General features: G+C 44.7%; 24 protein-coding genes (1 of these 24 cut by a window edge). 10 read left to right on the plus strand and 14 right to left on the minus strand.

The genetic code is table 11. The annotated features are described in order from the left end of the window. The 4 genes from radA to ACIRUQ_RS09500 all read right to left on the minus strand — a co-directional run. Nucleotides 1-122, minus strand: the 5' portion of a protein-coding gene (gene radA / locus ACIRUQ_RS09485) for a DNA repair protein RadA (protein ID WP_055290225.1). 1270 nt of this gene lie to the left of the window's left edge; only the first 122 of its 1392 coding nucleotides appear in the window; its start codon is at nt 120-122; the stop codon falls past the left edge of the window. An 83-nt stretch (nt 123-205) separates the two neighbouring features. Further along, the gene (locus ACIRUQ_RS09490; protein WP_055290226.1) at nt 206-2653 is read right to left on the minus strand and encodes an ATP-dependent Clp protease ATP-binding subunit; all 2448 of its coding nucleotides are present in this window, start codon (nt 2651-2653) and stop codon (nt 206-208) included. 122 nt (nt 2654-2775) lie between these two features. Continuing rightward, the gene (locus ACIRUQ_RS09495) at nt 2776-3144 is read right to left on the minus strand and encodes a GntR family transcriptional regulator (protein ID WP_022035542.1); all 369 of its coding nucleotides are present in this window, start codon (nt 3142-3144) and stop codon (nt 2776-2778) included. Between the two features lie 175 nt (nt 3145-3319). After that, nucleotides 3320-4990, minus strand: a complete 1671-nt coding sequence (locus ACIRUQ_RS09500) for a hypothetical protein (protein WP_055290227.1) — start codon at nt 4988-4990, stop codon at nt 3320-3322. Between the two features lie 204 nt (nt 4991-5194). Here ACIRUQ_RS09500 and ACIRUQ_RS09505 point away from each other — a divergent pair, with 204 nt between their 5' ends. Beyond that, a complete protein-coding gene (locus ACIRUQ_RS09505) occupies nt 5195-5881 on the plus strand; it encodes a hypothetical protein (protein WP_055290228.1) in 687 nt (228 codons plus the stop codon). A gap of 31 nt (nt 5882-5912) precedes the next feature. Here the strand turns inward: ACIRUQ_RS09505 and ACIRUQ_RS09510 are convergent, their stop codons facing one another. The 5 genes from ACIRUQ_RS09510 to ACIRUQ_RS09530 form a co-directional block, all read right to left on the minus strand. After that, on the minus strand, nt 5913-6953 hold the full coding sequence (locus ACIRUQ_RS09510) for a radical SAM protein (protein WP_055290229.1): 1041 nt from the start codon (nt 6951-6953) through the stop codon (nt 5913-5915). Continuing rightward, entirely contained in the window at nt 6946-7932 is a 987-nt protein-coding gene (locus tag ACIRUQ_RS09515; RefSeq protein ID WP_021739239.1) for an alpha/beta hydrolase, read from the minus strand. Before ACIRUQ_RS09515 ends, ACIRUQ_RS09510 begins: the two co-directional genes overlap by 8 nt. Before the next feature lie 221 nt (nt 7933-8153). Next, complete coding sequence (locus ACIRUQ_RS09520; protein ID WP_055290230.1) at nt 8154-8831, minus strand: DUF6320 domain-containing protein; 678 nt, start codon at nt 8829-8831, stop codon at nt 8154-8156. After that, on the minus strand, nt 8824-10209 hold the full coding sequence (locus ACIRUQ_RS09525; protein ID WP_055290274.1) for a hypothetical protein: 1386 nt from the start codon (nt 10207-10209) through the stop codon (nt 8824-8826). The genes ACIRUQ_RS09520 and ACIRUQ_RS09525 overlap by 8 nt, the downstream gene beginning before the upstream one ends. A gap of 112 nt (nt 10210-10321) precedes the next feature. Next, nucleotides 10322-11077: an RNA-binding protein gene (locus ACIRUQ_RS09530; protein ID WP_055290231.1), complete on the minus strand. Its 756-nt coding sequence runs from the start codon at nt 11075-11077 to the stop codon at nt 10322-10324. Nucleotides 11078-11315: 238 nt separating this feature from the next. On the opposite strand from ACIRUQ_RS09530, the gene ACIRUQ_RS09535 reads away from it, so the two are divergent. The 7 genes from ACIRUQ_RS09535 to ACIRUQ_RS09565 all read left to right on the plus strand — a co-directional run bounded on the left by ACIRUQ_RS09535 (nt 11316) and on the right by ACIRUQ_RS09565 (nt 18524). Beyond that, nucleotides 11316-11876, plus strand: a complete 561-nt coding sequence (locus ACIRUQ_RS09535) for a hypothetical protein (RefSeq protein WP_044963517.1) — start codon at nt 11316-11318, stop codon at nt 11874-11876. A gap of 12 nt (nt 11877-11888) precedes the next feature. Then, nucleotides 11889-12410 carry a DUF2764 family protein gene (locus ACIRUQ_RS09540; RefSeq protein WP_055290232.1) on the plus strand — a complete coding sequence of 174 codons (522 nt, stop codon included), beginning with the start codon at nt 11889-11891 and terminating at the stop codon, nt 12408-12410. Nucleotides 12411-12471: 61 nt separating this feature from the next. Next, nucleotides 12472-14202: a V-type ATP synthase subunit A gene (locus ACIRUQ_RS09545; RefSeq protein WP_055290233.1), complete on the plus strand. Its 1731-nt coding sequence runs from the start codon at nt 12472-12474 to the stop codon at nt 14200-14202. A gap of 12 nt (nt 14203-14214) precedes the next feature. Next, entirely contained in the window at nt 14215-15510 is a 1296-nt protein-coding gene (locus ACIRUQ_RS09550) for a V-type ATP synthase subunit B (protein WP_055290234.1), read from the plus strand. Between the two features lie 12 nt (nt 15511-15522). Then, entirely contained in the window at nt 15523-16137 is a 615-nt protein-coding gene (locus ACIRUQ_RS09555; protein ID WP_021739247.1) for a V-type ATP synthase subunit D, read from the plus strand. Continuing rightward, a complete protein-coding gene (locus ACIRUQ_RS09560; protein ID WP_055290235.1) occupies nt 16134-17975 on the plus strand; it encodes a V-type ATP synthase subunit I in 1842 nt (613 codons plus the stop codon). Before ACIRUQ_RS09555 ends, ACIRUQ_RS09560 begins: the two co-directional genes overlap by 4 nt. A gap of 114 nt (nt 17976-18089) precedes the next feature. Then, nucleotides 18090-18524 carry a V-type sodium ATPase K subunit gene (locus ACIRUQ_RS09565; RefSeq protein WP_021739249.1) on the plus strand — a complete coding sequence of 145 codons (435 nt, stop codon included), beginning with the start codon at nt 18090-18092 and terminating at the stop codon, nt 18522-18524. Nucleotides 18525-18686: 162 nt separating this feature from the next. Here the strand turns inward: ACIRUQ_RS09565 and ACIRUQ_RS09570 are convergent, their stop codons facing one another. Together ACIRUQ_RS09570 and ACIRUQ_RS09575 are read right to left on the minus strand one after the other, a co-directional pair. Next, complete coding sequence (locus ACIRUQ_RS09570; RefSeq protein ID WP_021739250.1) at nt 18687-20093, minus strand: radical SAM protein; 1407 nt, start codon at nt 20091-20093, stop codon at nt 18687-18689. 27 nt (nt 20094-20120) lie between these two features. Continuing rightward, nucleotides 20121-21539, minus strand: a complete 1419-nt coding sequence (locus ACIRUQ_RS09575; protein WP_022035556.1) for a radical SAM protein — start codon at nt 21537-21539, stop codon at nt 20121-20123. Nucleotides 21540-21855: 316 nt separating this feature from the next. Here ACIRUQ_RS09575 and ACIRUQ_RS09580 point away from each other — a divergent pair, with 316 nt between their 5' ends. Next, on the plus strand, nt 21856-22416 hold the full coding sequence (locus tag ACIRUQ_RS09580; RefSeq protein WP_055290236.1) for a TetR/AcrR family transcriptional regulator: 561 nt from the start codon (nt 21856-21858) through the stop codon (nt 22414-22416). A gap of 53 nt (nt 22417-22469) precedes the next feature. Here ACIRUQ_RS09580 and ACIRUQ_RS09585 read toward each other — a convergent pair whose 3' ends face one another. After that, on the minus strand, nt 22470-22976 hold the full coding sequence (locus ACIRUQ_RS09585) for a DNA-deoxyinosine glycosylase (protein ID WP_055290237.1): 507 nt from the start codon (nt 22974-22976) through the stop codon (nt 22470-22472). A gap of 154 nt (nt 22977-23130) precedes the next feature. After that, nucleotides 23131-24666, minus strand: coding sequence for a 4-alpha-glucanotransferase (malQ, locus tag ACIRUQ_RS09590; RefSeq protein ID WP_055290238.1), 1536 nt, complete (start codon nt 24664-24666; stop codon nt 23131-23133). A gap of 316 nt (nt 24667-24982) precedes the next feature. On the opposite strand from malQ, the gene ACIRUQ_RS09595 reads away from it, so the two are divergent. Continuing rightward, nucleotides 24983-25180 (plus strand): hypothetical protein, encoded by a 198-nt coding sequence (locus tag ACIRUQ_RS09595; protein ID WP_055290239.1) that lies wholly within the window; start codon nt 24983-24985, stop codon nt 25178-25180. Between the two features lie 6 nt (nt 25181-25186). Here ACIRUQ_RS09595 and ACIRUQ_RS09600 read toward each other — a convergent pair whose 3' ends face one another. Next, the gene (locus tag ACIRUQ_RS09600; RefSeq protein WP_055290240.1) at nt 25187-26026 is read right to left on the minus strand and encodes an AraC family transcriptional regulator; all 840 of its coding nucleotides are present in this window, start codon (nt 26024-26026) and stop codon (nt 25187-25189) included. Nucleotides 26027-26115: the final 89 nt, after the last annotated feature.

Genomic DNA, 26115 nt, shown 5'->3' on the forward strand with positions numbered 1-26115 from the left:
TCCTCCGCCGGTTCTTCTACAAATGTATTCCACTCCCGGCAGCCCGGACACTGTCCCATCCATTTTGCAGTCTCATAGCCACACTGCTGACAGAAAAATATCGTCTTTTTCGCTTTTGCCATTTCCTATTCCTCGCTCTCTCTCCGTAGATACATAAATCCGCTGCCCTGCAACATCACTTGCACAGACAACGGATTATATATCATTAACAGAACACAATCTCATCTTTGCGGATACGCACAGTCACGGTACTTCCCCGTTTGATTGCTCCGGATAACAGCTCATCCGCAAGCGTATCCTCCAGTTTCGTCTGAATCATCCGGCGCAGCGGGCGTGCACCATATTTCGGATCATATGCTTTATCCACAATATATTGTTTTACACCGTCGGTAATCTTCAGTTCCAGATCTAACTGTTCCCGGCAGCGCTGCTGCAGTTCTTTTGTCATGATGCCCACAATTTTCTTCATGTGCTCTTTGGTCAGGGCATGGAACACAATGATCTCATCAATACGATTTAAGAATTCCGGCTTGAAGATCCGACGCACTTCTTCCATCACATTGGATTTCATCCGGTTGTAGTCTGCTTTTTCATTTTCTGCCGTTGCAAAACCAAGTTTTTTCGGCTCAATGATAGACTGTGCTCCGGCATTGGACGTCATAATGATGATGGTATTTTTGAAATCAACTTTTCTTCCCTGGGCATCGGTGATATGTCCGTCATCCAGTACCTGCAGTAAAATATTAAACACATCCGGATGTGCTTTTTCAATCTCATCAAACAGCAGGACCGAATATGGATGACGACGCACTTTCTCGCTGAGCTGTCCACCCTCTTCGTAACCAACATATCCCGGCGGAGAACCAATCAGTTTTGAAACACTGTGCTTTTCCATATATTCCGACATATCCACCCGGATCATAGCTTCTTCCTGACCAAACACTTCCTCTGCCAGTGCTTTGGAAATCTCTGTTTTTCCGACACCGGTCGGTCCGAGGAACAGAAAAGATCCCACCGGTCTGGACGGATCTTTAAGACCGACTCTTCCACGACGCACCGCTTTTGCAACTGCCTGAATTGCCTCGTCCTGTGCAATGACACGTTTGTGCAGTGATTTTTCCAGATGCTGAAGACGCACGGCTTCCCCTTCGGTCAGTCGTTTTACCGGAATATGCGTCCAGTCTGCCACTACATCGGCCACTTCATTTTCTCCGACTGCCGCCTTTTTGCGGTTCAGACTACGTTTGTATCTGGTGAGGGCAGACTCATAAGCCTGCTTTAATTCCTGGCGTTCGCTTCTGATACTTCCTGCAAGTGTCAGATTTCCCTGCAGGATTGCTTCTTCCATTTCATCACTCCGCTGCTGCATGGTCCGTTTTATCTCTTCCAGCTGCTTGGGCTGCTCCATACTGCCGATATGCACTTTGGAAGCAGCCTCATCCATCAGGTCGATTGCCTTATCCGGAAGAAAACGGTCGTTGATATAACGCTCTGACAATTCTGCCGCAGCCCGCAGTCCTTCTTCTGTAATCGTCACATGGTGATGTTTCTCATATTGCGGACGCAGTCCACGCAATATCTCCACGGTCTGTTCCACACTCGGTTCTTCCACAATCACCGGCTGAAACCTCCGCTCCAGTGCCGCATCTTTTTCGATATGCTTACGGTATTCCTGGATCGTAGTCGCACCGATGATCTGGATCAGTCCACGGGACAATGCCGGTTTCATAATGTTGGATGCATCCAGTGCTCCTTCGGCACCACCTGCACCGATGATCGTATGCAGTTCATCCACAAACAGCAGGATATTGCCTGCCTGCTGCACTTCCTGCATAATTCCTTTGATCCGTTCCTCGAACTCACCACGATATTTTGTACCTGCTACCATTCCGGATACATCCAAAGTCAGGATCCGCTTTTCCTGCAGATGCTCCGGTACGGCTCCTGCTGCTACCCGTGCTGCCAGTCCTTCCACGATCGCGGTTTTTCCCACACCGGGTTCTCCGATCAGGCAAGGATTATTTTTGCCCCGGCGGCTCAGGATCTGGATCATCCGCTGCAGTTCGTCACTGCGTCCGATCAGCGGATCCAGTTCTCCCTGCCGGGCACGCTCCGTCAGATCTGAAGTATAGGTCTCAAGCAGACCTGATTTTGCATTTTCTGATTTCTTTCCGGTACGGAATTGTTTTCCTTCCTCCCGGGAATACAATGCTTCTTTTCCCATGGCAGACAAGATTTCCGCATACACTTTTCCCATGTTGACATTCATTGCCATCAGCAGTCTGGCTGCTGCGCTGTTGCGATGCTCGATCACAGAAAACAGCAGATGTTCCGTACCGACTTCTTCACAGTCAAACCGCTCTGCTGCCGCATAAGCACCGTCAATAACCGCATGCCCCTCCGGAGTCAGGAAATCCTCCTGTGCCGGAAATTCTTCTTCATTTGGCAGTGCGATCTCGTGGATCAGTGCCAGAATATCCTCACAGTTTACGGATAACTGCTGCAGGATTTCATATGCTACTCCATGTCCTTCCAGCAAAAGCCCTGCCAGCAGATACTCACTGCCCATCTGTGTCTGTTGTTCTTTTTCTGCCAGATTTTCTGCCAGACGCATTGCCTTGCGCGCCTGTTTGGTAAATCCCTTATATTGCATTCTATTTCCTCCGAAATTTACGCTTACTATTTTTATGATGTTGGGGGCAAAAGATGCCATACGAATTGTTCCGCACTTCGTACTCCCACAATTCTTTTTATTCAAGAATGCCCTCGGCATTCTTACTCGTATTCATGAAAAATCTCATCCACCAGTTCATGCACCTCTGCCCTGGTAATTCCTTTGCAGAAACCTCTGGCCAGAATAACCCTCAGGGCATCCCGCATCTCTTCCTCTGCTTTCAGACGGTCAATATCCAGTGCTATGACGGTGCCCCTACGCCGGTCCAGACGCAGCAGACCTTCCTGACGCAGCACACTGTACGCCTTATTTACGGTATGCATATTAATGCCGATTTCATCTGCCAGCTGGCGTACCGATGGAAGAGCATCTCCTTCATGATACTGCTGCGTGGCAATGCCGTATATAATCTGATTGCGAAGCTGGATATACAATGCCTCGTCACTGTTAAAATCAATCTCTATTGTCATTTGTAACCTATCCTCCATTATTCTTTTCAGAATCTTGCACCATTCGCCTATCTTTATCGTCTTTCATTTTAAGAGACTGTTATAACGATGATATAACACACTTACAAATCTGTCAACAACAAAAGAAACTCCCTTTACCGGGTCCTTTCCCGATAAAAGGAGTCTGTTCTTTTATTTACAGAAATTCAATATCATCCCAGGAATTTGTTCCATCTTTTTTCTCTTCCGGATCTTCTTCATCATAAAATTCTCCGTCTTCTTCATCAAAAAACGCATCTTCCTGCTCTGCTTCTGCATTTTTCGTCACTTCCACTTCCCGGATCAGCTTTTTCAGATCTGCAACCAGCTGTTCGGTCTCCGGATTTGTCTCTTTTTTCTCAGATTGTGGTCGTTTGATCTTCGCTACGGATTCCAGATCCGGATTTTTCATCGGCTGCTCCGCCGTTTTTTCGACAGCTGCTTCTTTCGCTTCTGCATTTTCGTCTGTAAAACCAACTGATTTTTCCGTCTCTTCCGGCATTTCTGCTGCTGTCCGCGGCTCGCCTCCTCTGTGACGCTGTTTCTTTTCTTTTTTCTTACTGTTTTTTTGTGTTTTGTCTGCCTCTTCAACAGCAGCATCAAAATCCATAATATCTACGGTTCCGCTTTTTAATTCTACTTCAATCGTGTGAGACGGCAGCATTTCCGTTTCTTCATGGAACGCCTCATCCTCTTCACCAAAACCAAGTTCGCCATCCAGATATCTGCGCAGACGGCGGTAACGTACGGAAACGGCGATCAGCAGGATCAGAAGCAGTAATGCGATCACTCCCGCTCCGGCGATCAGCATCCGTGTCATGGAATCTGTCTCAAATACAGATGTATCCTCCGTTTCATCCGGACTGCTGCCGGTATCTGCCTGCGCGGTATTATATTTCATGTTTATCATGCTGCGCTGCAGGGTATCACCAGCAGAATCATACACATACCATCCGCGCCCGCCTTCACTGGAAATTCCATATACATAGTAAAAATCAGTCGCTGTCACGTCATTGGAAACATGTTCGTCTTCCTGTGTCAGCTGATATGCCATAATACTTCCGTTTTCAAACGTACACAAGGTATGATGATAGCAGTCTGCAACCGTCTTTTCCTCCGCTTCCGGCACATCGGTCAATACTACAAAAGAATCCTCTTTTCCGGCAATGCAGATAAACGGAACTGCCTCCCCCCGCTCACGATCAAGCAGGTACATGCCCTTATCTGCGCTGTCAGCTGTATTTTCCAGCCATACCAGCACAGTATCCGCATTGTTTTTCATCTGTGCAACAGAAATCTCTTTCTCAGCATATGTAATCGTTGCTGGCTGAAATCCCTCCGGCATCTCAGTTTCCGGAAATTTTTCTGCAATTTTGTATTTCTGATCATTGATACTGAATTCATCTGTTTCCTGTGCATCGGTCTTTCCCGAATTATTGGAAGTAACAGAACCTGCAGCTTCCACTGCCTGGTCTGTCGTGCTGCCCGTCTGTGTACTGTCCGCAGCAGATGCTCCATCTGTGATCAGATCACCACGCACCCAGCCTTCTGTCTGCGCACCATTCCAGTCAAAACTGATCTGATACCAGGTATATCCATCCTCAGATTTCTTCTCACTTTTCACTTTTACTTCCTGATTGGCATTCAATGATCCCACCGGTGTGCCTTTGATGGCATCGCGGACTACGGTATTATCATCTTTCGCTGTTCCAGATGCAGGTGCCGCCCATGCCGGGATACTCATTGTACTGCTCATGACAGCACCGATCAGGCACAGTGCCAGACAAGATCCCAGACGTTTCTTTCTGTATACACTCTTACTATTCATAATTCCTCCACAATCCTGTTTCTTTTTATTATTATAGGTAGGTCACCGCAAAATGTCAACGACAGACCTGCCTGCTTTCCGAAAACATTTTTTTGCATTTTTCATAAAAAATTCTTGAAATATTCACATTTTTGTATCATGCTATAGGCAGTTACAAAAACATTGATTAAAAAATTACAAACAACGAAAAGAGGAATCAAAAACATGAAAAAGAAAACATATATTGCACTCATTTCCGCACTGACGATCAGCGGTGCATTTTTATTAAACGGATGCAGCTTCGAACTGCCGGGCACAGATGCCACAGTCAGCGCAGGTACCGAACTCTCCGCAGAAAAAGAAATCCTGACGGACGGAAATCTCCAGTTATATTCCCGCTGGTATGATGCTTCCGGCGAAAAACTGGCAAATGCAACCGTAACCATTACCAATGGAAATGAAACTGTATTTGAAGGAACTACCGACGAAAACGGAACACTTGAGATGTGCACCATCCCCGGAAATAAAGAGCTCCGCTGCGTTGTTACAAATGAATCCGGTGATCAGATTGCAAAATCTGATATTCTCTACAAAATTTCTGACAGTTATGATTCCATCATGGTATATTCAACCCACGGAGAATCCGACACACTGAAAGTAGAAGTGCCTGCTTCTAAGCAGCAGCTGAGCGTTGCTATATATCTGACTGACAACAAGACACTCTCTCACGCAAATATTACCGAATATACTGCTGGTACACAGGCAGATACTTCCGCTGACGGGGCCACCGATGCATCAACGGATCCGGGTGCTGCTGACACAGTCACTCCGGATACCGCTGCCCAGACAATGGATCCGGCTCAGGCACTTCCGGCAGATCCGACGACACAGCAGCCGGTGGTAACACAGTAGGGTTGCTTTGATTGCTAACAGAAGAATCACCTCACACCCCAGAAGTATCAAAGGTCGGTATAAAGCTCTCTTCCGCTGTCTCCCCGTCCTGGATAAATCCGTTTTCTACGCCAAGTTCTATGGCGTAATCTACTACCTCATCGTACTCCTGTGGTGTGAGTTTTCTTCCAAGTTCCGGATACCGTGCGTTTATACCCGGCATTGGTGTGTACTGGTTCATGATGCTGATATAGATCTGATCCCCGTAGGTCTCATAGAGATAACGGATCACTTTTTTTGATTCCGCGATATGCCCCGGAAGAATCAGATGGCGAACTACAACACCGCGCAGCATTCGTTCCAGAACACCGTTTTCCGGTTCGCTGTCTCTCATACATTCGTCAGTATCAGACACGGTTCCATCCAAAGTCTGATCCATTCCATCCGCATATGCCACATCCACAGACAATTCATCGGTAATCTTGCCGGCCTTTGCTCCGGACACGATCTCAAACCGGGCACTTCCAACCTGCCGCACCATCTCCCAAAGAGCTGCTTTTGCCACCTGCGGATAATCCGCCGCATGAGAATATGTACCTGCAAGTTCTCCGCTCAGATATTTGAAATCCGGCAGATAGATATCTGTCAGTCCTTCAAACATCCGCAGTGTTTCTACCTTTTCATAGCCGGATGTATTATATACGACCGGAATCTGTAAGCCCCTGTTTTTTGCCAGTTCCAGCGCTTTTGCCACCTGTGGTGCAAAATGCCCCGCTGTCACCAGATTGATATTCCAGGCTTTCTGTTCCTGAAGTTCTAAAAATATTTCTGCCAGCCGTTCCACGGAAATTGTTTTCCCCACACTGCCTGCAGCAATGGAATGGTTCTGACAGAACACACAGCCAAGCGTACAGCCCGAAAAAAACACGGCTCCGGATCCCGCATCACCGGATATGCAGGGTTCCTCCCACATATGTAATGCAGCCCGTGCCGCGCGTATCTGATCGGTCTGTCCACAGTAACCTGTTTTTCCCTGTGTCCGGTCCACATGACAGTTTCTCGGGCACAGACAGCAATCAGTATAGTTATTCATATTCTACTTCTCCAAATTTGGACTCAATCTCTTTATCTTCCTCATCCAGATGCTCTGCCGGAAGATGATGTTCCATAATATCCAGAAAACGTCCGATCTCCTGCCAGGCATGCTTGGACTCCGGAATCATCAGCATTGCCATCTGAAAAATATGAAACATTCCTTCGTACACACTGAGCCGCACTTTGCATCCGGCACGTTTCGCTTTTTCTGCCACCAGTTCCGAATCACTCAGCAGCATCTCATAACTTCCCACCTGGATCAACATTGGCGGAAAACCGCTGAAATTGCCATACAACGGTGAGATATACGGATTCGTCGGATCCTCATCCTGAATGTAATCCTTGCTGTAAATCAAGCTGTCCCGGGTGTTTCCAAACAATGGATCCCGTTCATAGTTAAAATCATACGATGCACCGGACTGGGTCAGATCGGTCCAGGGCGACATACAGATCAGCCCCGCCGGAAGTTTCCGGTTCTGATTCTTCAGATACATGCAGAGTGCCAGTGCCAGTCCGCCGCCTGCGGAATCTCCGGCCACAACGATCTCATGCTCCTGCCATCCTGCCTGCAGCAACCAGTTGTAACCGGTTATGGCATCTTCCAGTGCCGCCGGATACGGATGCTCCGGTGCCACCCGGTAATCCACGGTCAGCACACTCATTCCCCGGCCAAGTTCACTGTATAGCCCCGCAAAACTGCGGTATGCATTACGCATACCACCGATATATCCGCCTCCGTGCAGCTGCAGCAACACAAGACGCTCGTTTTTGATCTCACACTCCAATAATTCCAGACGGCAATTTTTTTCCTCAATCACACGCAGATTGTAAAATTCCGGTACCCGCCACTCGGGTTCTGTCATTTTTTTGCGCAGTTCACCGCTTTTAAATTTTCTGCCGATCAAGTTGTCGGAAGCGACTCTTGCGATCAATTCACGCATTACTTTTCCGCGAATACTGTTGTCAGTCTGTAACATTCATTTTTCTCCTATTATAATACTAATTTCTTTTTTTCAAGTCGAACGCACGTGAGACTTGGTGCGTGATTCTGGTCAGCGTAAGCTGACATATTCATCTCAGAATCACTGCACATCCTCGCGAAGCGTTTATCTCAGTCGGAGATTGTACTCCCACTAAGAAAGACTTGTTATTACTCACCACTTACAGAAGTGGGAGTCTCAACTCAGACTGAGATAAATCACACATGGAAGCGGCGGTACAACTCATCCATTGCCCGGCGGCCTCCCACGATCACACTTCCGACAAATACAAAAACAGCTACACACAGCGCAATCAGACATATAATACTGTCACTGGAAATCCCAAAATGTCTGAGTATAAACGGAATAATACTCAATACAATGATCAAAAGCTGCATCGGTATATAACTCTGCCAGTTTCTGCTGTTCACGATCATCAGTATAATGACAGTCACATCGATCAGTATAAATGCTGACGGCAATACATAATTTACAGACCAGCCGGAAAATCCCGTCAAAAAATCAATGAGTACAACGACCGCCACGCCAAGCAGCGTCTGCAATAATATTTTAAACTGGTATCCATTGTGTTTCTGAATGGAAAATTTCAATGTAATATATGCATATACAAAGCATGCTCCCGTCATGATGGACCATCCGACCCGGTCTCCCACATGAAAATCAACGATCACCAGAATCACTTCAGCAATAATGGCCGCCAACGTATAAATGCTCAGCGCCAGCTGGATTTTTTTTATCTCTTTCCCCGGATGGAACGGATAGGTCGGCTTCTTTTCAAGTACCTCGTCTCCGTCCCGCTCCGTAATACATTTACAAAGTGGACATACATTGGTCGGATCAACAAATTCCACTCCGCAGTTCCAACATTTATTCATAATACACACCATTACTTTCTATTGTTACCGGAATATCATTTGCCACCAGATAACGGTAAAATGCTTTCTGCAGTTTTGTATCCTTCATCACAGATGAGATTGTGGATGTCAGCATTCCATTATAGGAACAAAGGCACATCTTCAGATTCTGTCCTTTGGAACGTGACAAAATAACACTGAAATGATCCACGTACCCCTCATATTCCGGTGCAACCTGAATACTTCCAAGGTTTGTGATGGTTGCGGTATTGGCACTCGCCGCCATATTGTAAACGTATTTCATACCTATTTTTTTGAACACCAGCGGGATTGTCCGCAGAATCATCGTTTTTTCTCCCGTCACATTATAGGAAAAAATCTCTTCCAGATGTTCTTTCGTAATCTGCTCCCGCAGAGATTTTTTCACTTCTGCAATCACATCCTCAAATGGCTGGTTTTCTGCTTTCGGATGGAACGTTGCCGTAACCATGACAAAGAAATTTTTCGTTGTCACTGAATTAAAAAATGGTCGCAGGTTAACCGGCACACTGGTGGTGACCGGCCGTTTTGAAGGCATTCCTTTTAAATACTCCTGATAAATTGCCCAGATAAATACAGCCACCAGAAATTCATTGATCGTAGCATCGTATTTCTTCGCCGCTCGTTTTACCGCATCCACCGGCATATGCCCGTGAATGATTCCCATTTTTCCTTCCGGAAACAGGCTGCCTTTTAAAATATAGGCTTTTTCCGATTTGTAGGATTTCTCAAAGCGGCTCTTTTTGTAATTCTGCAAAAAGCTGTCTTCTGTATTTAAAGAAGTATGCTTGTGCAGCCGATTTCCATACTGCTCACCAAGTTCCGGATGAGACAGGCGCAGATACTGATACGTCAGCTCCTTCAGGAAATTCAGTGCTCCGTTTCCATCTGTCAGTGAATGAAAAACTTCCAGATTGATACGACAGCCGTAATAGGTCACCCGAAACAGATAACTCCGGTTGCGGTGCTCATCAATATAACGGCACGGATACGTATGCTCCTCATGTACCGTCGGTGATTTTTTTCCATTTTCTTCAAAATAATACCAGAACATGCCCTGACGCAGTCTGCAGTTAAATACAGAAAATTTCGGCAATACCATGTCCAGTGCCTGCTGCAGCAGTTCCTGCTGGATTTCTTCTTTTAAGATAACTGCAACTCGATAGACATTTGTCATGCCCTCTCCTGCGATAACCGGAAACAGATGCGCTGTATTGTCAAGCTTGCCCCACTTGATCTCCCGGTCTTTGTTTCCTTTTGTCTCCTTATAAACAGACCGGACTTCTTTCCGTGCCTGTTTCTCCTTCGCTTTCTGCTGTTTTTTTTCAGCTTTCAGCTTCTGTTTTTCTTCTCTATTCATAAATATACTTGCATCCCTGTTTTTTTTGCTTTCCTGCATGATATGATTTGGGTGTCAAAACGCCCCAATCCTGATCACACGGATTGCTCCGTGCTTTGCACTCCCACAATCCTTACACATATCTCGCAATACCCACACGGATCCTTCCTTTTTTGGTCTCCTGTAAAAATCCACGAAACACAAATTTTCCAAATCCACGCACGGATACGATGTCTCCGCTTTTCAGTATACCACTATTCCGGTCATATTGTCTGCCATTTACAAATATTTTTCCTGCATGAAATAATTCGGTACTCCGGGTACGGGACAGCTTGTATGCTTTCGCAATAATGGCATCACAGCGGTTGGAACTGACGACAAATTCTTCCTCCAGAAACTGCGGTGCCGCCTGCCCGGGACATTCTTTTGTCACCTCTGTGGTCATGACGGTATGGCGCACCTGGGTAATATTGTCCGCCAGATAAGCTGCTATGGCATCCTCACAGAACACATAACCGACAGAATCCCTGACAATAATATCACCAAGAACATCCCTTTCTATTCCTAGATTCATCAATGCCCCCAAAAAATCCCGATGACTTAAGGCCTCGGCAAATTTCGGTGCTGATGGGCGGATCACCACACAACTGATGGGAAACTCCTCCTCATACCCTAACGTTTCCTCCGATCCAAACCGCAGCATCTGCCGTTCACAGCCTTCCGTGCCTCCAAATAATTTCCATGGAATAAAATCTAACTCCCGCTCCATAGAATATACATCTGACACTTCTGCTGCATTTAAAAACCCGGAAAATGTATATATATTTTGCTGATAACAGCGGTTTGCCAGATCCAGCACCCGCCTTTTTAATGTTTCATTTTCTTTCATAAATGTAAGTATAACATAGGTATCTGCTATTGCACAAGAACAGCAACTATAAGCATGTATCAAAAAAAGTACATTACTTTTGTAAATTATGCTCAATATCGGATATAATAACCGGTGAGATTGTTTAATTATAAACAATTAAAAATAGTACTTGCATGTCAATCCATTGTATATTATAATGTGTTCTAAATTGTATTTATTTCAGTACAATCCAAAGAACACGAAGGGAAGTGAACGTATGGAATTACAGATTCAGGACTTAGTTTCCTCCATCCGCAAAGACGGAATTGATGCAGCCAATGCAGAAGCAGAAGCGATTATTGCAGAAGCTAAGAAAAAAGCAGATGCTATAATTGCAGATGCAAAATCTGAGGCAAAAAGTATTCAGGAAGCTTCAGAAAAAGAAATCGGTATTCTAAAAGAAAGTGCTGCCATCAGCGCGGAGCAGGCAAAACGCGATGCCATGCTCGCATTTAAAACCGAGGTAAAAGCAGAATTTGAAAAAATTCTTTCCGCAAAGGTGAAAGACAATCTTTGTGATGCTGCACTCGGAAAATTAATCAAAGCAGTGATTGCTGATGAAGGGGTAGATAGTTATTCCGTAGAAGTTGCACAAGTAAGTGATGCACTGAAAGCAGAACTTGCAGATGAAATCAAAAACGGTCTCGAAATCCGACCGGCCAAAGGTGTCCGTGCAGGATTCCGGCTGGCGGCAAAAGACGGTTCCGGTTATTTTGACTGTTCCGATGACGAAATCATGCAGATGCTGATGCCGTACTTCAGAAATCTTGATTTCTAGCAGGAGGTGCTTATGGCTTCATATTATTATCTGATATCCAGCCTGCCGGACCTGAGAACGGACGGAGACATGCCTTTTACTTATGAAGAATTTCTTGGCATGTGCCAGTCAAATGTAAGCGAATCAAAATACGAATTTTTAAGTAATCTCACCCTCTCCTCTGATGAAGGACCACTGTTAAAAGACTGGGCTGTTTTTTACAACAACCTTATGAGTGAGCTCAATTATCAGAGAAGCATGAACCTCGGACGGGCTTATCTGAAATCCTACGATAAGGATTCTGTGCTCACCCAGGTAATAGGAACCGTGCTTGCAGCAAAAAATCCGCTGGAAGCCGAGAAAATCCTGCTGGATTACGAATTTGAAAATCTTGATTCCCTGGTAGGTTTGCATACCTTTGACGATGTCTATCTATTTGGGTATGCGGTTAAATTGAAATTGCTGGAGCGCCAGAACTGTTTTGTACAGGAAAAAGGTAAAAAAGAATTCAAACGCCTTTTTGATCAGGTGCAGCAACGCGTTTATCAGTTATAGGAGTGCAATGCTTCCCCTATCTGATGAAACGGAAAACTATTTAATAACAGGAGAAAATTGAATGGAAACAGTAACAGGATATGTAACTGGTATAAACGGCAACCTGGCAAATGTCAGCTTTGAAGGTGCCGTTCATAAAAATGAAGTTGGTTATATCCTTGTTGACGGAAAACGCTTAAAAGGCGAGGTTATCCGTATCAACAACGGTGTTGCCAGCATGCAGATCTACGAAATGTCAAACGGCATTAAAGTCGGAGATCCTGTAGAATTTACCGGTGAACTGATGAGCGTAGAACTTGGACCGGGTCTGCTCACACAGGTATTTGACGGTCTGCAGAATCCGTTGCCGGATCTGGCCGAGCAATGCGGATTTTTCCTTGAACGAGGCGTATACCTCGATCCGATTCCGGACCGGGCATGGGAATTTACCCCATCCGTAAAGATCGGTGATGCCGTAGAAGCCGGTGACATCATCGGAAGTGTTCCGGAAGGATTATTTACACACGAGATCATGGTTCCTTTCACACTGAAAGGTCATGACTGGAAAGTAAAATCCATCAAAGAAAAAGGTTCTTACCATGTACGGGCAACCATCTGTATCATTGAAAACGGAGACGGCGAGGAGAAAGAATTAAGCATGGTTATCTCCCAGCCAATTAAGCAGGCAGTAAAATGCTATGAGGAAAGACTTCGTCCGGACGAACCACTTGTAACCCAGATTCGCTGTATCGACTCTTTCCTACCGGTAGCAAAAGGCGGAACTTTCTGCGTACCGGGACCATTCGGAGCCGGAAAAACAGTGCTTCAGCATATGGAAGCGAAAAACGGAGAAGCCGATATCGTTATCGTTGCCGCATGTGGCGAGCGTGCCGGCGAGGTTGTGGAAATCTTAAAAGAGTTCCCTGAACTGGAAGATCCAAAGACCGGAAGATCCCTGATGGAACGTACGATCATCATCTGCAACACTTCTTCCATGCCGGTAGCCGCACGAGAGGCATCCTGCTACACAGCCGTAACACTGGCTGAATACTACCGGCAGATGGGCCTGAATGTTCTTCTGCTTGCAGATTCCACCAGCCGTTGGGCACAGGCAATGCGTGAGATGTCCGGACGTCTGGAAGAGATTCCGGGGGAAGAAGCTTTCCCGGCTTACCTGGAATCCACCATCGCTTCTTTCTATGAGCGTGCCGGTAAAGTAAGACTGAAAAACGGCAAGATCGCATCTGTTACCATCGGTGGTACCGTATCACCGGCAGGTGGTAACTTCGAGGAGCCGGTTACACAGGCAACGCTGAAGGTAGTCGGTGCATTCCACGGACTTTCCCGAGAGCGTTCCGATGCCCGTAAATACCCGGCCATCCATCCGATGGATTCCTGGTCCAAATACGACGGTGTTGTTGATATGACCCGTGTGGAAGAAGCACGTTCCATTTTGCACCGAGGAAATGAGATCAACCAGATGATGAAGGTAGTCGGTGAGGAAGGAACTTCCGCAGAAGATTACATTATTTATCAGAAGGGCGAGCTGCTCGATTCTGTGTATCTGCAACAGAACTCCTTCGATCCGATCGACGCGGCATGCTCTCCGGACAGACAGCGGGAAGAATTCGGCATTCTTTACGATGCATTGATGGCATCCTATGATCTGGATGACAAAAACGAGATCCGAGGTTTCTTCAACCAGTTAAGACAGGAATTCCTTGACTGGCACGGTACAGAATTCGAATCACCGGAATTCTACGCACAGGAAAAGAAAATCTCAGAATTCTACAAATCAAAAGCTGTCGAGTAGGAGGATGTTAGCGTGCAGAAAGTATATACAAAAATTGAATCAATTGTCGGTAACGTAGTTACTGTCAGAGCAACGGATGTCCGCCTGGGCGATCTGGCTCTCGTAGGTGACAGTTACGCGACTGTTATAAAACTTGATAAAGACCTGGTATCTCTTCAGGTATTTGCAGGTGCACAGGGTGTCGGAACCAACGATCCCGTCCGCTTCCTCGGCAGACCAATGATGGTGTCCTTCTCCGATCACCTGCTTGGACGGGTATTTGACGGTGCCGGTGTTCCAAGAGATCACGGCCCGGCACTGACGGAAAATATGATTCCGATCGGCGGACCGTCCTTCAACCCGGCAAAACGTATTTTACCGAAAAACATGATCCGTACCGGTATCCCGATGATCGATGTGTTCAATACACTGGTAGAAAGTCAGAAACTTCCGATTTTCTCTATCTCCGGAGAGCCTTACAACGCACTGCTCTCCCGTATCGCACTTCAGGCAGAAGTCGATGTCATCGTTTTAGGTGGTATGGGATTGAAATACGATGATTACCTGGCATTCCGTGATACCCTGGAAAAGGGTGGCGCCATGAGCCATACGGTTATGTTTATCCATACCGCTTCCGATCCGACCGTTGAGTGTACACTGGTTCCGGATATGGCTCTTGCTGTTGCAGAACAGTTTGCCTTAAACGGAAAGAAAGTACTGGTACTTCTTACCGATATGACAAACTACGCCGATGCACAGAAAGAAATGTCCATCACGATGGAACAGGTACCTTCCAACCGTGGTTATCCGGGCGATCTGTACAGCTGCCTGGCTTCCCGTTATGAGAAGGCCGTTGACATCGAAGGTGCCGGATCCATCACCATTCTTGGTGTTACCACAATGCCTGGTGATGATGTCACACATCCGGTTCCGGACAACACCGGTTATATCACAGAAGGTCAGTATTATCTGAAAAACGGACACATTGAACCATTCGGATCTCTCTCCCGTCTGAAACAGAATGTAAATGGGAAGACCCGGGATGACCACCGTGCACTTATGGATGGTATGATCCGCCTTTACTCTCAGTATAAAGAGGCTCTTGAGAAAAAATCCATGGGATTCCTTATGAGTGACTGGGATGAAAAACTTCTGAAATATGGTGAGCTTTTCGAAACAAAACTTATGGACCTCAGTGTAAATATTCCACTTGAAGATGCCCTTGACCTTGGCTGGGAAATCCTTGCAGAATGCTTCGAGCCAAATGAAACCGGTTTGAAGACAAGTCTTCTGCAGGAAAGATGGCCAAACAAAGAAGCATTACACTAAAAGGAGCAGTTGATGGCTATCAAACTTACAAAAAATGAGCAGAAATTGCAGAAAGACCGCCTGAAACAGTATCAGCGTTATCTTCCTACCCTGCAGTTGAAAAAGCAACAGTTGCAGGCCGTGATCACGAAAACAAAAGCTGATCTGGAACAGAAGGAAGTCGAGCGTGCTCAGATGATTGGTGACCTGGATGACTGGGTTGCAGTATTTGCCGAAAACGAAATCTTCGCGGAAAGCAAAAAGCTGGATCACCTGGTTCAGCCGGATACCGTCATCTGTAAGAATGAGAACATCGCCGGTGTCACCGTTCCCGCTTTTCAGGAACTGACTTTCAAAGACATCGCGTATGATGTGGACGACTATCCTCTGTGGGTGGACACTGCTATTATAAAACTCCGCGAGATTGCGCGTCTGGATGCCCTGGTATCTACCCTTCGCAAGCAGGAAGCACTTCTGGAAAAAGAGTTACGCTCTACTTCCCAGCGGGTCAACCTGTTTGAAAAGGTTAAGATTCCGGAAGCCAAAGAAAATATCCGTATCATCGGAGTTTTCCTTGGCGATCAGCAGACTGCAGCCGTTGTCCGCGGAAAGATTTCAAAGAAAAAACTTACGGAGGCGGCACAATGATAGAGAAAATGAAAATGGTCTGCGTCGTGTCATCCGTCTCCAGAAAAGACGAGATGCTCGACGGACTTCGAACACTCGGACTTTTGCATCTGGCAGAAAAGAAAAGCCCGGCGCGTGCAGTAGCGGAACGTTTCACAACCCTTTCCAAAACTGCTTCTGCACTGACAGATTATGCACCGGATAAAAAATCCCGAAGCAAAGAAAGCACACCTGTTCTTTCCGATTCCGAATTTGAAGAACTGTATCAGGGTGTTCTGAGTGCACTGGACAGAAAATCCGCACTGGAACAGGAAATCAGTGCTGCCAATGCAGAAATCGAACGAATCAAAGCCTGGGGAAACTTCTCCCCGGATGAAGTAACAGCATTAAAGGATGCCGGTTATGATCTTCACTTCTACCGTCTCGGCAGGAATGAATACCAGACAGCTGTTCAAGATCCTGAAATCCGTCTGATCCAACTTGCTTCCATTGATAAAATGCATACGGTTGCGGTACTTGGATCGTTGCCTCCGACCATTCCGGCAACAGAATTTACCCTTCCGGAAAAAGGTATGGATGCACTGGTAGCTGAAATTGAACAGTGCCGCCAGGAGATCCTTACCTGTGAAGAAACACTGAAAAAAGCCAGCATCTATGATGCGAGTTTTCAGGTGCAGATGTTGAAAGCACAAAATGAGGAAAACTACTCTTCTGCCAGCGAAACATCAGAGCATGACGAAGATTTTGTATGGATTTCCGGTTATCTCCCGGAAACAGATCTTCCGAAATTCAAGGCCGCAGCCACCAAGCATCAATGGGCCTGGGCCATGGATGATGTGACAGAGGATGATACAGAAGTCCCTACCAAAGTAAAATATGGGAAAGTTTCCGGACTGATCCGGCCGGTATTTGATATCCTTGGAATTCTTCCGGGCTATCGGGAGTCAGATATCTCGCTCTGGTTTTTCCTGTTTTTCACATTGTTCTTTGCAATGATCATCGGTGATGCCGGTTACGGTTGCCTGATCCTGATTGCAACGATCGCTCTGGTAGCAAAAACAAAAAAATTTAATACGACAACTTACCTGCTACTGGTCCTCTCCATTGCGACTATTGTATGGGGTGCCGTCACAGGTACGTGGTTTGGTATGGAAAAAGCAATGCATGTACCTTTCTTAAAAGCGCTGGTCATTCCTCAGTTTGCAAACTACCCGGAATACTTCGGCGTAAGTGCTGTGACACAGCAAAATGCCATTATGAAGTTTTCCTTCACCATCGGAGCGATCCAGATGGCACTGGGAAGTCTGATCTCTATCAAAAAGAAACTGAGCGAGAAAAACTTAAGCTGGGTGGCAGACCTTGGATGGCTGGTTGCAGTCATCGGCATGTATCTGTTATCTCTGTACCTGGTTATTGGTCAGAAACTTAATATCAAACCAATCTTTGGTATGGTAGGTATTGCATTTATCCTTGTTGTTCTCTTCGGCGGTATGGCACCGGACAAAACAATCGGTCAGGGCTTGAAAGCAGGTCTTGGAGACGCATTTACCGTATTCTTAAACACGATCAGCTGTTTTGGAAATGTTATGAGTTATATCCGTCTGTTTGCTGTAGGTATGGCAGGATTTGCCATCTCCCAGAGTTTCAACGGCATTGCAGCAGGGTTCCACGGACCACTCATCATTCTGGGCGTTGTGGTCGTATTGATCGGACACGGACTGAATATTATCATGTGTTTCCTATCCGTCGTTGTACACGGTGTTCGATTAAACGTTCTGGAATTTTCCGGACAGGCCGGTCTGGAGTGGACTGGAATTGCATATGAACCATTTAAAGTAAACGAAAAGATTAAAAAGTAGTAAATTTGCAAAGATGCACAAAGATGTTATGTCATATATGATACGATGTGCATCCCGCAACAAGAATGATAACCTTATTCTTGAATCAAAACAGCTTAAAAAAGGAGAATTATTATGAATATCGCATTTATAGGTATGGCAGCTGCACTTGGTTTATCAGCAGCAGGATCTGCATTCGGTGCAGGATTTGCCGGAATGGCATCAGTAGGAGCTTGGAAAAAGTGTTACGCAAGCGGCAAAGCAGCACCGTTCATTATGATCGCATTTTCCGGTGCACCGCTGACACAGACAATTTATGGATTCCTTCTTATGAACTTTATCAAATCCGCAGTAACTGGCGGTGCAGATGCAGGTCTGGCACTTGGTGTTGGTCTCTTCGGCGGACTTGCAATCGGTCTTTCCGGATTATTCCAGGGTAAATGCGCGGCAGCAGCCGCAGACGCACTGGGAGCAACCGGTAAAGGTACTGCAAACTACTTTATCGTAATTGGTATCGTTGAGACAGTAGCGCTGTTCACACTGGTATTCAGCTTACTGCTGTTAGGCTAAGGTGTTCGCAATCCGCTTACGCTACTTGCTCATAACCAAATAGCTGCTACGCAGCTTATCAGAAGGGTATCACTCCCCTTCTGATAAAAAGAAAGTGTCCTGCTTACTGTGCTTTATGCACTTGAAGCAGGACACTTTCTTTTTATTTGGTTAAATTACTAATTACTCACCGTATTTTTCAAAACGCTCTTTTCTTGCCTCAGCAACTTCATCCTGACGCTCTTTCCATAATCTGTCAGCAACTGGTTTCCAGTTCTCTGCGTATGGAATTGTTTTTGCGATCAGACTGTCAACCGGCTCTTCTGCCTGCATATCCGTAGAATGAGCTCCGGAAGCCTCTACCATCTTCTTGATCATCTCCGGATTCTCAAGCATCGGGCATGGACGAAGCTGATTATCATTAAACGGCATATTGTCATGATACTGCATGAACAACGGCTGCTGTAAGCACTCAAGCAGGGAATGCTCTTTGATATTAATATTGGAGTAGTGGATGAATACACATGGCTCTACATCTCCATTTGGGTTGATATGTAAGTAGTTCTTACCACCGGCGATACATCCGCCTACAAACTCTGCATCGTTCTGGAAATCCAGTGTAAAGAGTTTGATCGGGCATTTTCTGCTTCGTACAAAACGAACACGCTCTACCATGTACTCACGCTGTTCCGGTGTCAGAAGCAGATCTGTACTTGCATCTTTTCCGACTGGCATGTAATGGAAGAACCAGGAAAGGATTGCTCCTTTGTCTACCAGCATCTGAAGGAATTCATCGGATGTAACTACTTTGTAGTTTTTGCTTGTGTAGCAGATGGATGTACCGAATAACAGACCATGCTCTTTCATCAGATCCATAGCGTGCATAACTTTCTCAAATACACCCTGACCACGGCGGTCATCGTTTGTCTCTGCATATCCCTCTACAGACAGTGCGAAAGATAAGTTACCAAGTCTCTGAACTTCTTTACAGAGCTCCTCATCAATCAGAGTTCCGTTTGTGAAGATGTGGAATGCACAGTCATTGTGTTTCTCAGCAAGCATCAGGATATCTTTCTTACGAACCATCGGCTCACCACCGGTTAATACGAAGAAATGAATACCGAGTTCTTTTGCTTCTGTGATGATTCTGTCAAGTTCTTCATTGCTTAACTGAAGCTGATGACCATACTCAGCTGCCCAGCATCCTGTACATTTCAGGTTACATGCACTGGTCGGATCCATCAGAATAACCCACGGCACGTTACATCCATATTTTTCACGATTTTCTCTTACTTTTTTGAAACCTGTCAGGCCAGCTTCAAATCCCATGTTTAATACGTGCTGTTTTACAATGTTTGGATGAAGTCTGTCCATTGCATTATAGATCATCTGTGTCCATTTCTGCTCCGGATCACCAAGAACCTCATTTGCATTATCCCAGAAATACTGTGGGAAGTTTTTTCCTGCAATTTTATGTGCAAGGTTCATCAGTTTGACCAGGTTCTCTTCTTTGTTTTTGTTGATGTATTTATAAACTCCTGAAAAAGCCAGTTCAAATGACTTTCTAGCTGCAGCATGTTTTACGTCCATCTTTCAATTCCTCCTGTATGTCTGTCCTTATTTTGCGTCAGTTCCTTCAATCTCACTCTTGTAGTTCTTGTATCCTTTCTTTACGAACGGATGCTCTGCCCAGATCTTGTCAGCATGTTCTTTCCACTCTGCTGCATACGGCTCACATTTTCCGCAAAGGTGCTCTGCACTCTCCGGAGACTGTAAATCTGTAGATTTTGCGCCAGTCTCACGAACCATCTCCTGAAGTTTTTCCGGATTCTCAAGCATCGGACACGGACGGAGCATATTATCGTTGAACGGCTGGTTATCTCTGTATGCCATGAATAATGGCTGCTGCAGACACTCAAGTAATGTATTTTCACGGATGTTTGCTCCTGAGTAGTGAATGAATACACATGGCTCAGCATCTCCGTTTGCATTGATGTGGAAGTAGTTACGTCCACCGGCAATACATCCGCCTACGAACTCACCGTCATTCTGGAAGTCCATAAGCATAATCGGTTTTCCACCCTCAAATGCACGAACCTCACGGATACGTTTGTAGATGTACTCACGCTGCTCCATTGTCGGCATCAGTTCTACATCCGCTTCGTTTCCAACCGGCATATAGTGGAAATACCAGGAATAACGGCATCCGTGCTCGATCAGAAGATCAAAGAACTCATCAGATGTAACTGCATCCATGTTCTTTCTTGTGTAACATACAGATGTTCCGAAGAACAGACCGTAGCGTTTCATCAGATCCATTGCTCCAAGAACCTTCTGGAAAATACCCTGGCCACGACGACCATCGTTTGCTTCCTCAAATCCTTCCAGACTCAGAGAGAAGGAAAGATTTCCTAATTTCTGAACTTCTTTACAGAATTCTTCATCGATCAGTGTTCCGTTTGTGAAGCTGTGGAATGCCACATCATGATGTTTTTTACAAAGTTTCAGAATATCTGCTTTACGAACCAGTGGTTCTCCGCCAGTGAACATATAGAAGTAGATACCAAGTTCTTTACCCTGTGTTACGATATCATCTAACTCTTCGTATGTAAGGTTCAGTTTGTAACCATACTCTGCTGCCCAGCATCCTGTACATCTTAAATTACATGCACTGGTCGGATCCATCAGGATCAGCCACGGAATATTGCAGTGATGAACCTGACGCATTTTACGGATTGTTTTTGTACCATAAAAAGCAGCCTCAAAACCAAGGTTTAATGCTGTCATTTTTGCAACGTTCGGATCTAACTCGTCAAGCATTGTGTTTACGAATTTCATCCACTTGTGATCCGGGTTCTGAACGATTGCTTTTGCACCTTCGTAAGCTTCCGGTTTGAAGTTGTCGCCCATGAATTTCTGAGCCAGATCAATAATCTGAAGTAATCCTTTTTCTCTGTCTTTGTTCAGTCTTTTTAAAGCAACGTCAATTGCTGCGCTGAACGCTTTTCTCTGCATCGTATGTGATAAACTTGCCACGATATGCACTCCTTTCCTATGTTCCTTAACCAGTATGTTGATTGCTTGTTACTTAATTTAAACATTTTTTGCGAAACAGACACAAACTTTTCCTATAACTATAAAAAGGTGTCTATTTCATAACAGTTGTTTCTTACGCAACAGTCGTGTCTTTGACAACACCTGTTGCATTTTTAACTCTTGTATATTATAATCAACTAAAAGCAAATATCAACCGTCAATTTGATTTTTTCTGTCAATTATCCCACATTTTGTCTTCACTTTGTTGGATAATTAACAATTTTCCGGACGATTGACCAAAGGAGATGATAAGAAAATGGCAACAGATCGCCGTACAAAATATACAAAATCCGTGATTCGGCAGGCACTTTTTGACCTGTTGAAAGAAAAACCATTGAATAAGATCACAGTAACGGATATTTGTAAAATGGCAGACATCAACCGCAGTACGTTCTATTCTTATTATGAAGATGTGTATGCACTGCTGACGCAGATTCAGAACGAATTATTTGAAAATATTGTGCTAACACTTGCAAATGATAACTGGTTTAACGATATCTTACATCTTATCGATCAGAATCGCGATCTCTGTCAGGTTCTGATCGGACCGCACGGGGATTCTTCCTTTATCAGACAGCTTATGTATCTCGGATACGATAACAGTATGCGTGTCTGGCAGAAAATTTATCCGAATGCGGATGCAACGATGCTGGACTACTCCTATGCATATCTGGCAAATGGAGTCATCGGCATCCTGGAAAACTGGGTGTGCAGTAATTATAAACTTTCTATTGAGCAGGTTGGTAAACTGCTGATGGGAATTACCATGAATGGTCTGAATTTCCTGGAACAGGGGAATTCGGCTTATGAGGTCTAAAATTTAATTTTTAATACGAAAACGAAGCATCCTGTCGGGACGCTAGACGTTCACTACCTCTCTTTCTCTGGTGTCTTTATTATTTTTTGCCAGTATTCCAACAGCCGCTCCACACTATAAGCCGCATTCGCCGGACTGGTGGACGGCAGCTGCACGGCCTCGATGCCAAGCTGTTTTGCCAGATATTTGTCATACAGCTGTTTTGATTTCGCTCCGTTTGCATAAATTCTGGTGATTCGGCTTCTTCCTATTATATAAGCGAGATCATTTGGAACCACATTGCGGATACTGCTGTCACTGGATCCTGCGATATCACAGCTTGCGATCACGTCCCACAGAGCGATATGATGCCGCAGCAGCATCTCTTTTTTTTCTGGTATCGTCTGCGGAACCGTCTCATTCAAAACCTGAGCCAGCACCTTCCAGAAACGGTTCTGTGGATGTCCATAAAAAAATTGCATTTCTCTGGATTTCACTGATGGAAAGCTCCCCAGAATCAGTATTTCCGAATTTTCATCATACACCGGTGGAAATTCATGATTTTGTCTTTTTACTTCCATATAAAATCCTTCTTTCTCATAAGCTTCATTTGAGTCTCTTGCTTTGTCTCTGATTTTTCATAACTTATTTGACACAATCCTCATAATTGCCGAAATAATGTTTTTCAGGGAAACATGGATTTATCACGTTTCCCTGTATCATCAACTGTTATTCTTATTTATTTTCTGTATCTTTTTCATTCGTCTCTTCTTCTTTGGGAGGATCGATTCTCCAGCGATAGGATAATCCTGTCATATGTGCAATATAACCTGCCAGATCATGTGTCAGCTGCTCTTTGCGTACACGCCACTCCCAGTTATGCCCCAGCGTAGATGGATAGTTCATGCGGGCTTCTTTTCCAAGTCCCAGATAATCCTGAAGCGGGATCATGCAATATTTTCCGACACTGGACATCGCCATCCAGATCAGATTTTCACAAAGTTCTTCATTGGATGCATGCGGACGGTTCATATACTCCCGGATATGGTTGCGCACATGCTCCTCCGTGCACTCCAGATATTGCATCAGTGTCTCATTATCGTGAGTTCCTGTATATACAACAGAATTCGGTGTATAATTGTGCGGCAGATATTCATTGTCACTGCCACTGCCAAATGCAAACTGCAGCACCTTCATACCCGGATAACCGGTTTCAGCCACCAGATCCCGGACAGATTGCGTCATATATCCAAGATCCTCCGCAATGATTTCTATATTTTTCACATGCTTTTTCACTTCATGAAATAATGCAATACCCGGACCTTTTTTCCATTCACCGATGCGGGCATTTGTCATACCATACGGAATCGTGTAATACTCATCAAAGCCACGGAAATGGTCGATACGAACCACATCATACAGCACTTCACAGTGTCTGATCCGGCGGATCCACCATGCATAGTTCTGCTTTTTATGATATTCCCAATCATAGATCGGATTTCCCCAGAGCTGACCATCTGCGGTAAATCCATCCGGCGGACAGCCTGCCACTTCAATGGGATTCATATCTTCGTCAAACGCAAACAGTTCCGGATTCATCCACGCATCTGCGCTGTCGAAAGCCACATAGATCGGGATATCACCGATAATTCTGATACCACGGTCGTTTGCATATTTTTTCACTTTCAGCCACTGTTTTAAAAACCAGTACTGTAAATATTCGTAATAGCAGATTTCATCCGCAAGTTCTTCCCGATATTTTGCCAGAACTTCCGGCTCTTTCCGGATCAATTCTTTCTCCCAGGTATTCCATGCCTGCTTGTCATGCACATCTTTCAATGCCATAAACAGTGCATAGTCCGACAACCACGCTTTCTGTTCTTCTTCGAATTTCAGGAAGTCTGCATCTTCCCGTTTTTTGCTGTTTTCATAAGCTTTATGTAACAGCGGATTTCGGTTCTCATACTGCTTTTCATAATCCACATAGGACGGATTAGTGCCCAGGTTCGCTGCTTCACATTCCTCACGGGTCAGAAGTCCTTCCTCGATCAGTTCTTCCAGGGAAATAAAATACGGATTTCCCGCAAACGTCGAGAATGACTGATAGGGAGAATCTCCATAGCTGGTCGGTCCCAACGGCAGGATCTGCCAGAAAGTCTGACCACTTTCCTGCAGAAAATCAATCCATTCAAACGCACTTTTTGAAAAACATCCGATTCCATATTTTGACGGTAAACTGCTTACCGGAAGTAAAATACCACTTGCTCTCATACTTAAAAACTCCTTCTCAAACTCTGCAAAATAACACGAAAAAACATTCCTTTTTGCAGTGGGATTTTTCCCAAATTATGTGTTTTATTATACGCGTTTTTAATCATTTTCTCAACCGAATTTCAAGAATGTCCTCGGCATTCTTGCTGCGAGATACACGTCATGCAATGCATGACATATTCTTATCTGCATCTCTGCAATTCTACACCGTGTGAACTTTCTATAAATTCATACATTTTTTATAGAAATACTGAAAATAATGTAGTATACTAAACTCAAAGAAATCATTTGATTCATATTTAAGGAGGTTATTGATATGGCAGAAAATACAATGAGCGGATGTACAGGCAGTTGTCACAGCTGTGGTTCTTCCTGTGACACACAGACAGGAGAAAGAAAAACAAGCTTTTTCGATAAACTGGAATCTATTTCCGAACATTTTGACAATGTAGGCGAGGAGAATGTACTTCAGATGTTGAATGACATCGTGGCCGAACTGGAAAAAGAGGATTAATTTATTTTATTTATGTTCTATTGGGATCCATTTTCGATAAGTATCAGGTGTCATTCCCTGATGTTTACGAAATACAGCTCCGAAATAGCTGGGACTTTCGAAACCACATTTTTTTGAAATCTCAGCTATTTTTTTATCTGGAAAACGGTTTAGCATCACACAGGCATTCATAATTCGGATATCACATAATACCTGCATAATCGTTTTATTCATTTTCTTTTTAAAATAGGAGCACATATATTCCTTGCTCAGTCCGACCACTGCGCTTAATTCATCTAATGTAATTGCTCTTCCAAATTCCTTTTGCAGATATTCCATAATTCTTTCAATTACTTCATCTGATTCTGCGTTTTTTCCAACATCTATCCAGTTCATTGTCTCCAGTATTTCCAGCAGGCATCCATAACATAATTTTGACACTTCTGCCGAATCCTGTTCCCCAAACGTTTCCAGATATTCATATAATTGCCTGAATTCTTTCATAAATCTCTGATCTGCTGAAACCTTGAAGGCACCCGATTTTGTCAATCCATATGTTTCTAATAAAGGCTCACAGAGTGTTCCCTGAAATCCAAGATAACTCAATCGCCATTCTGATCCGGTTTTATAATAGCTGTGCATTTCATTTGCTTTCAGGAAAAATCCATTTCCCGCCTCAATATAATATCGTTCTTCATTCACCACTAATTCTCCGCTTCCGGCTGTACAATAAAAAATCTGATACACAGGCAGGCCATGTGGACGGACAATTGGCTTTTGCTGTTCTTCCAGACCAATGGTACTGACATATAAAGATGCTTCCTGTTTTCCGGTTATACTTTCTGTTGCTTTTAAAATCGATTTCATAGATACTCTTTTCCTGTTTTATAAATTGCACATTAATATTTTTATACAAATATTATTATATTATTATATACACAATGAAGCAAGCCTCT

Source organism: Eubacterium ramulus, assembly GCF_045002895.1.
Taxonomy (GTDB): Bacteria; Bacillota; Clostridia; order Lachnospirales; family Lachnospiraceae; genus Eubacterium_I; species Eubacterium_I ramulus.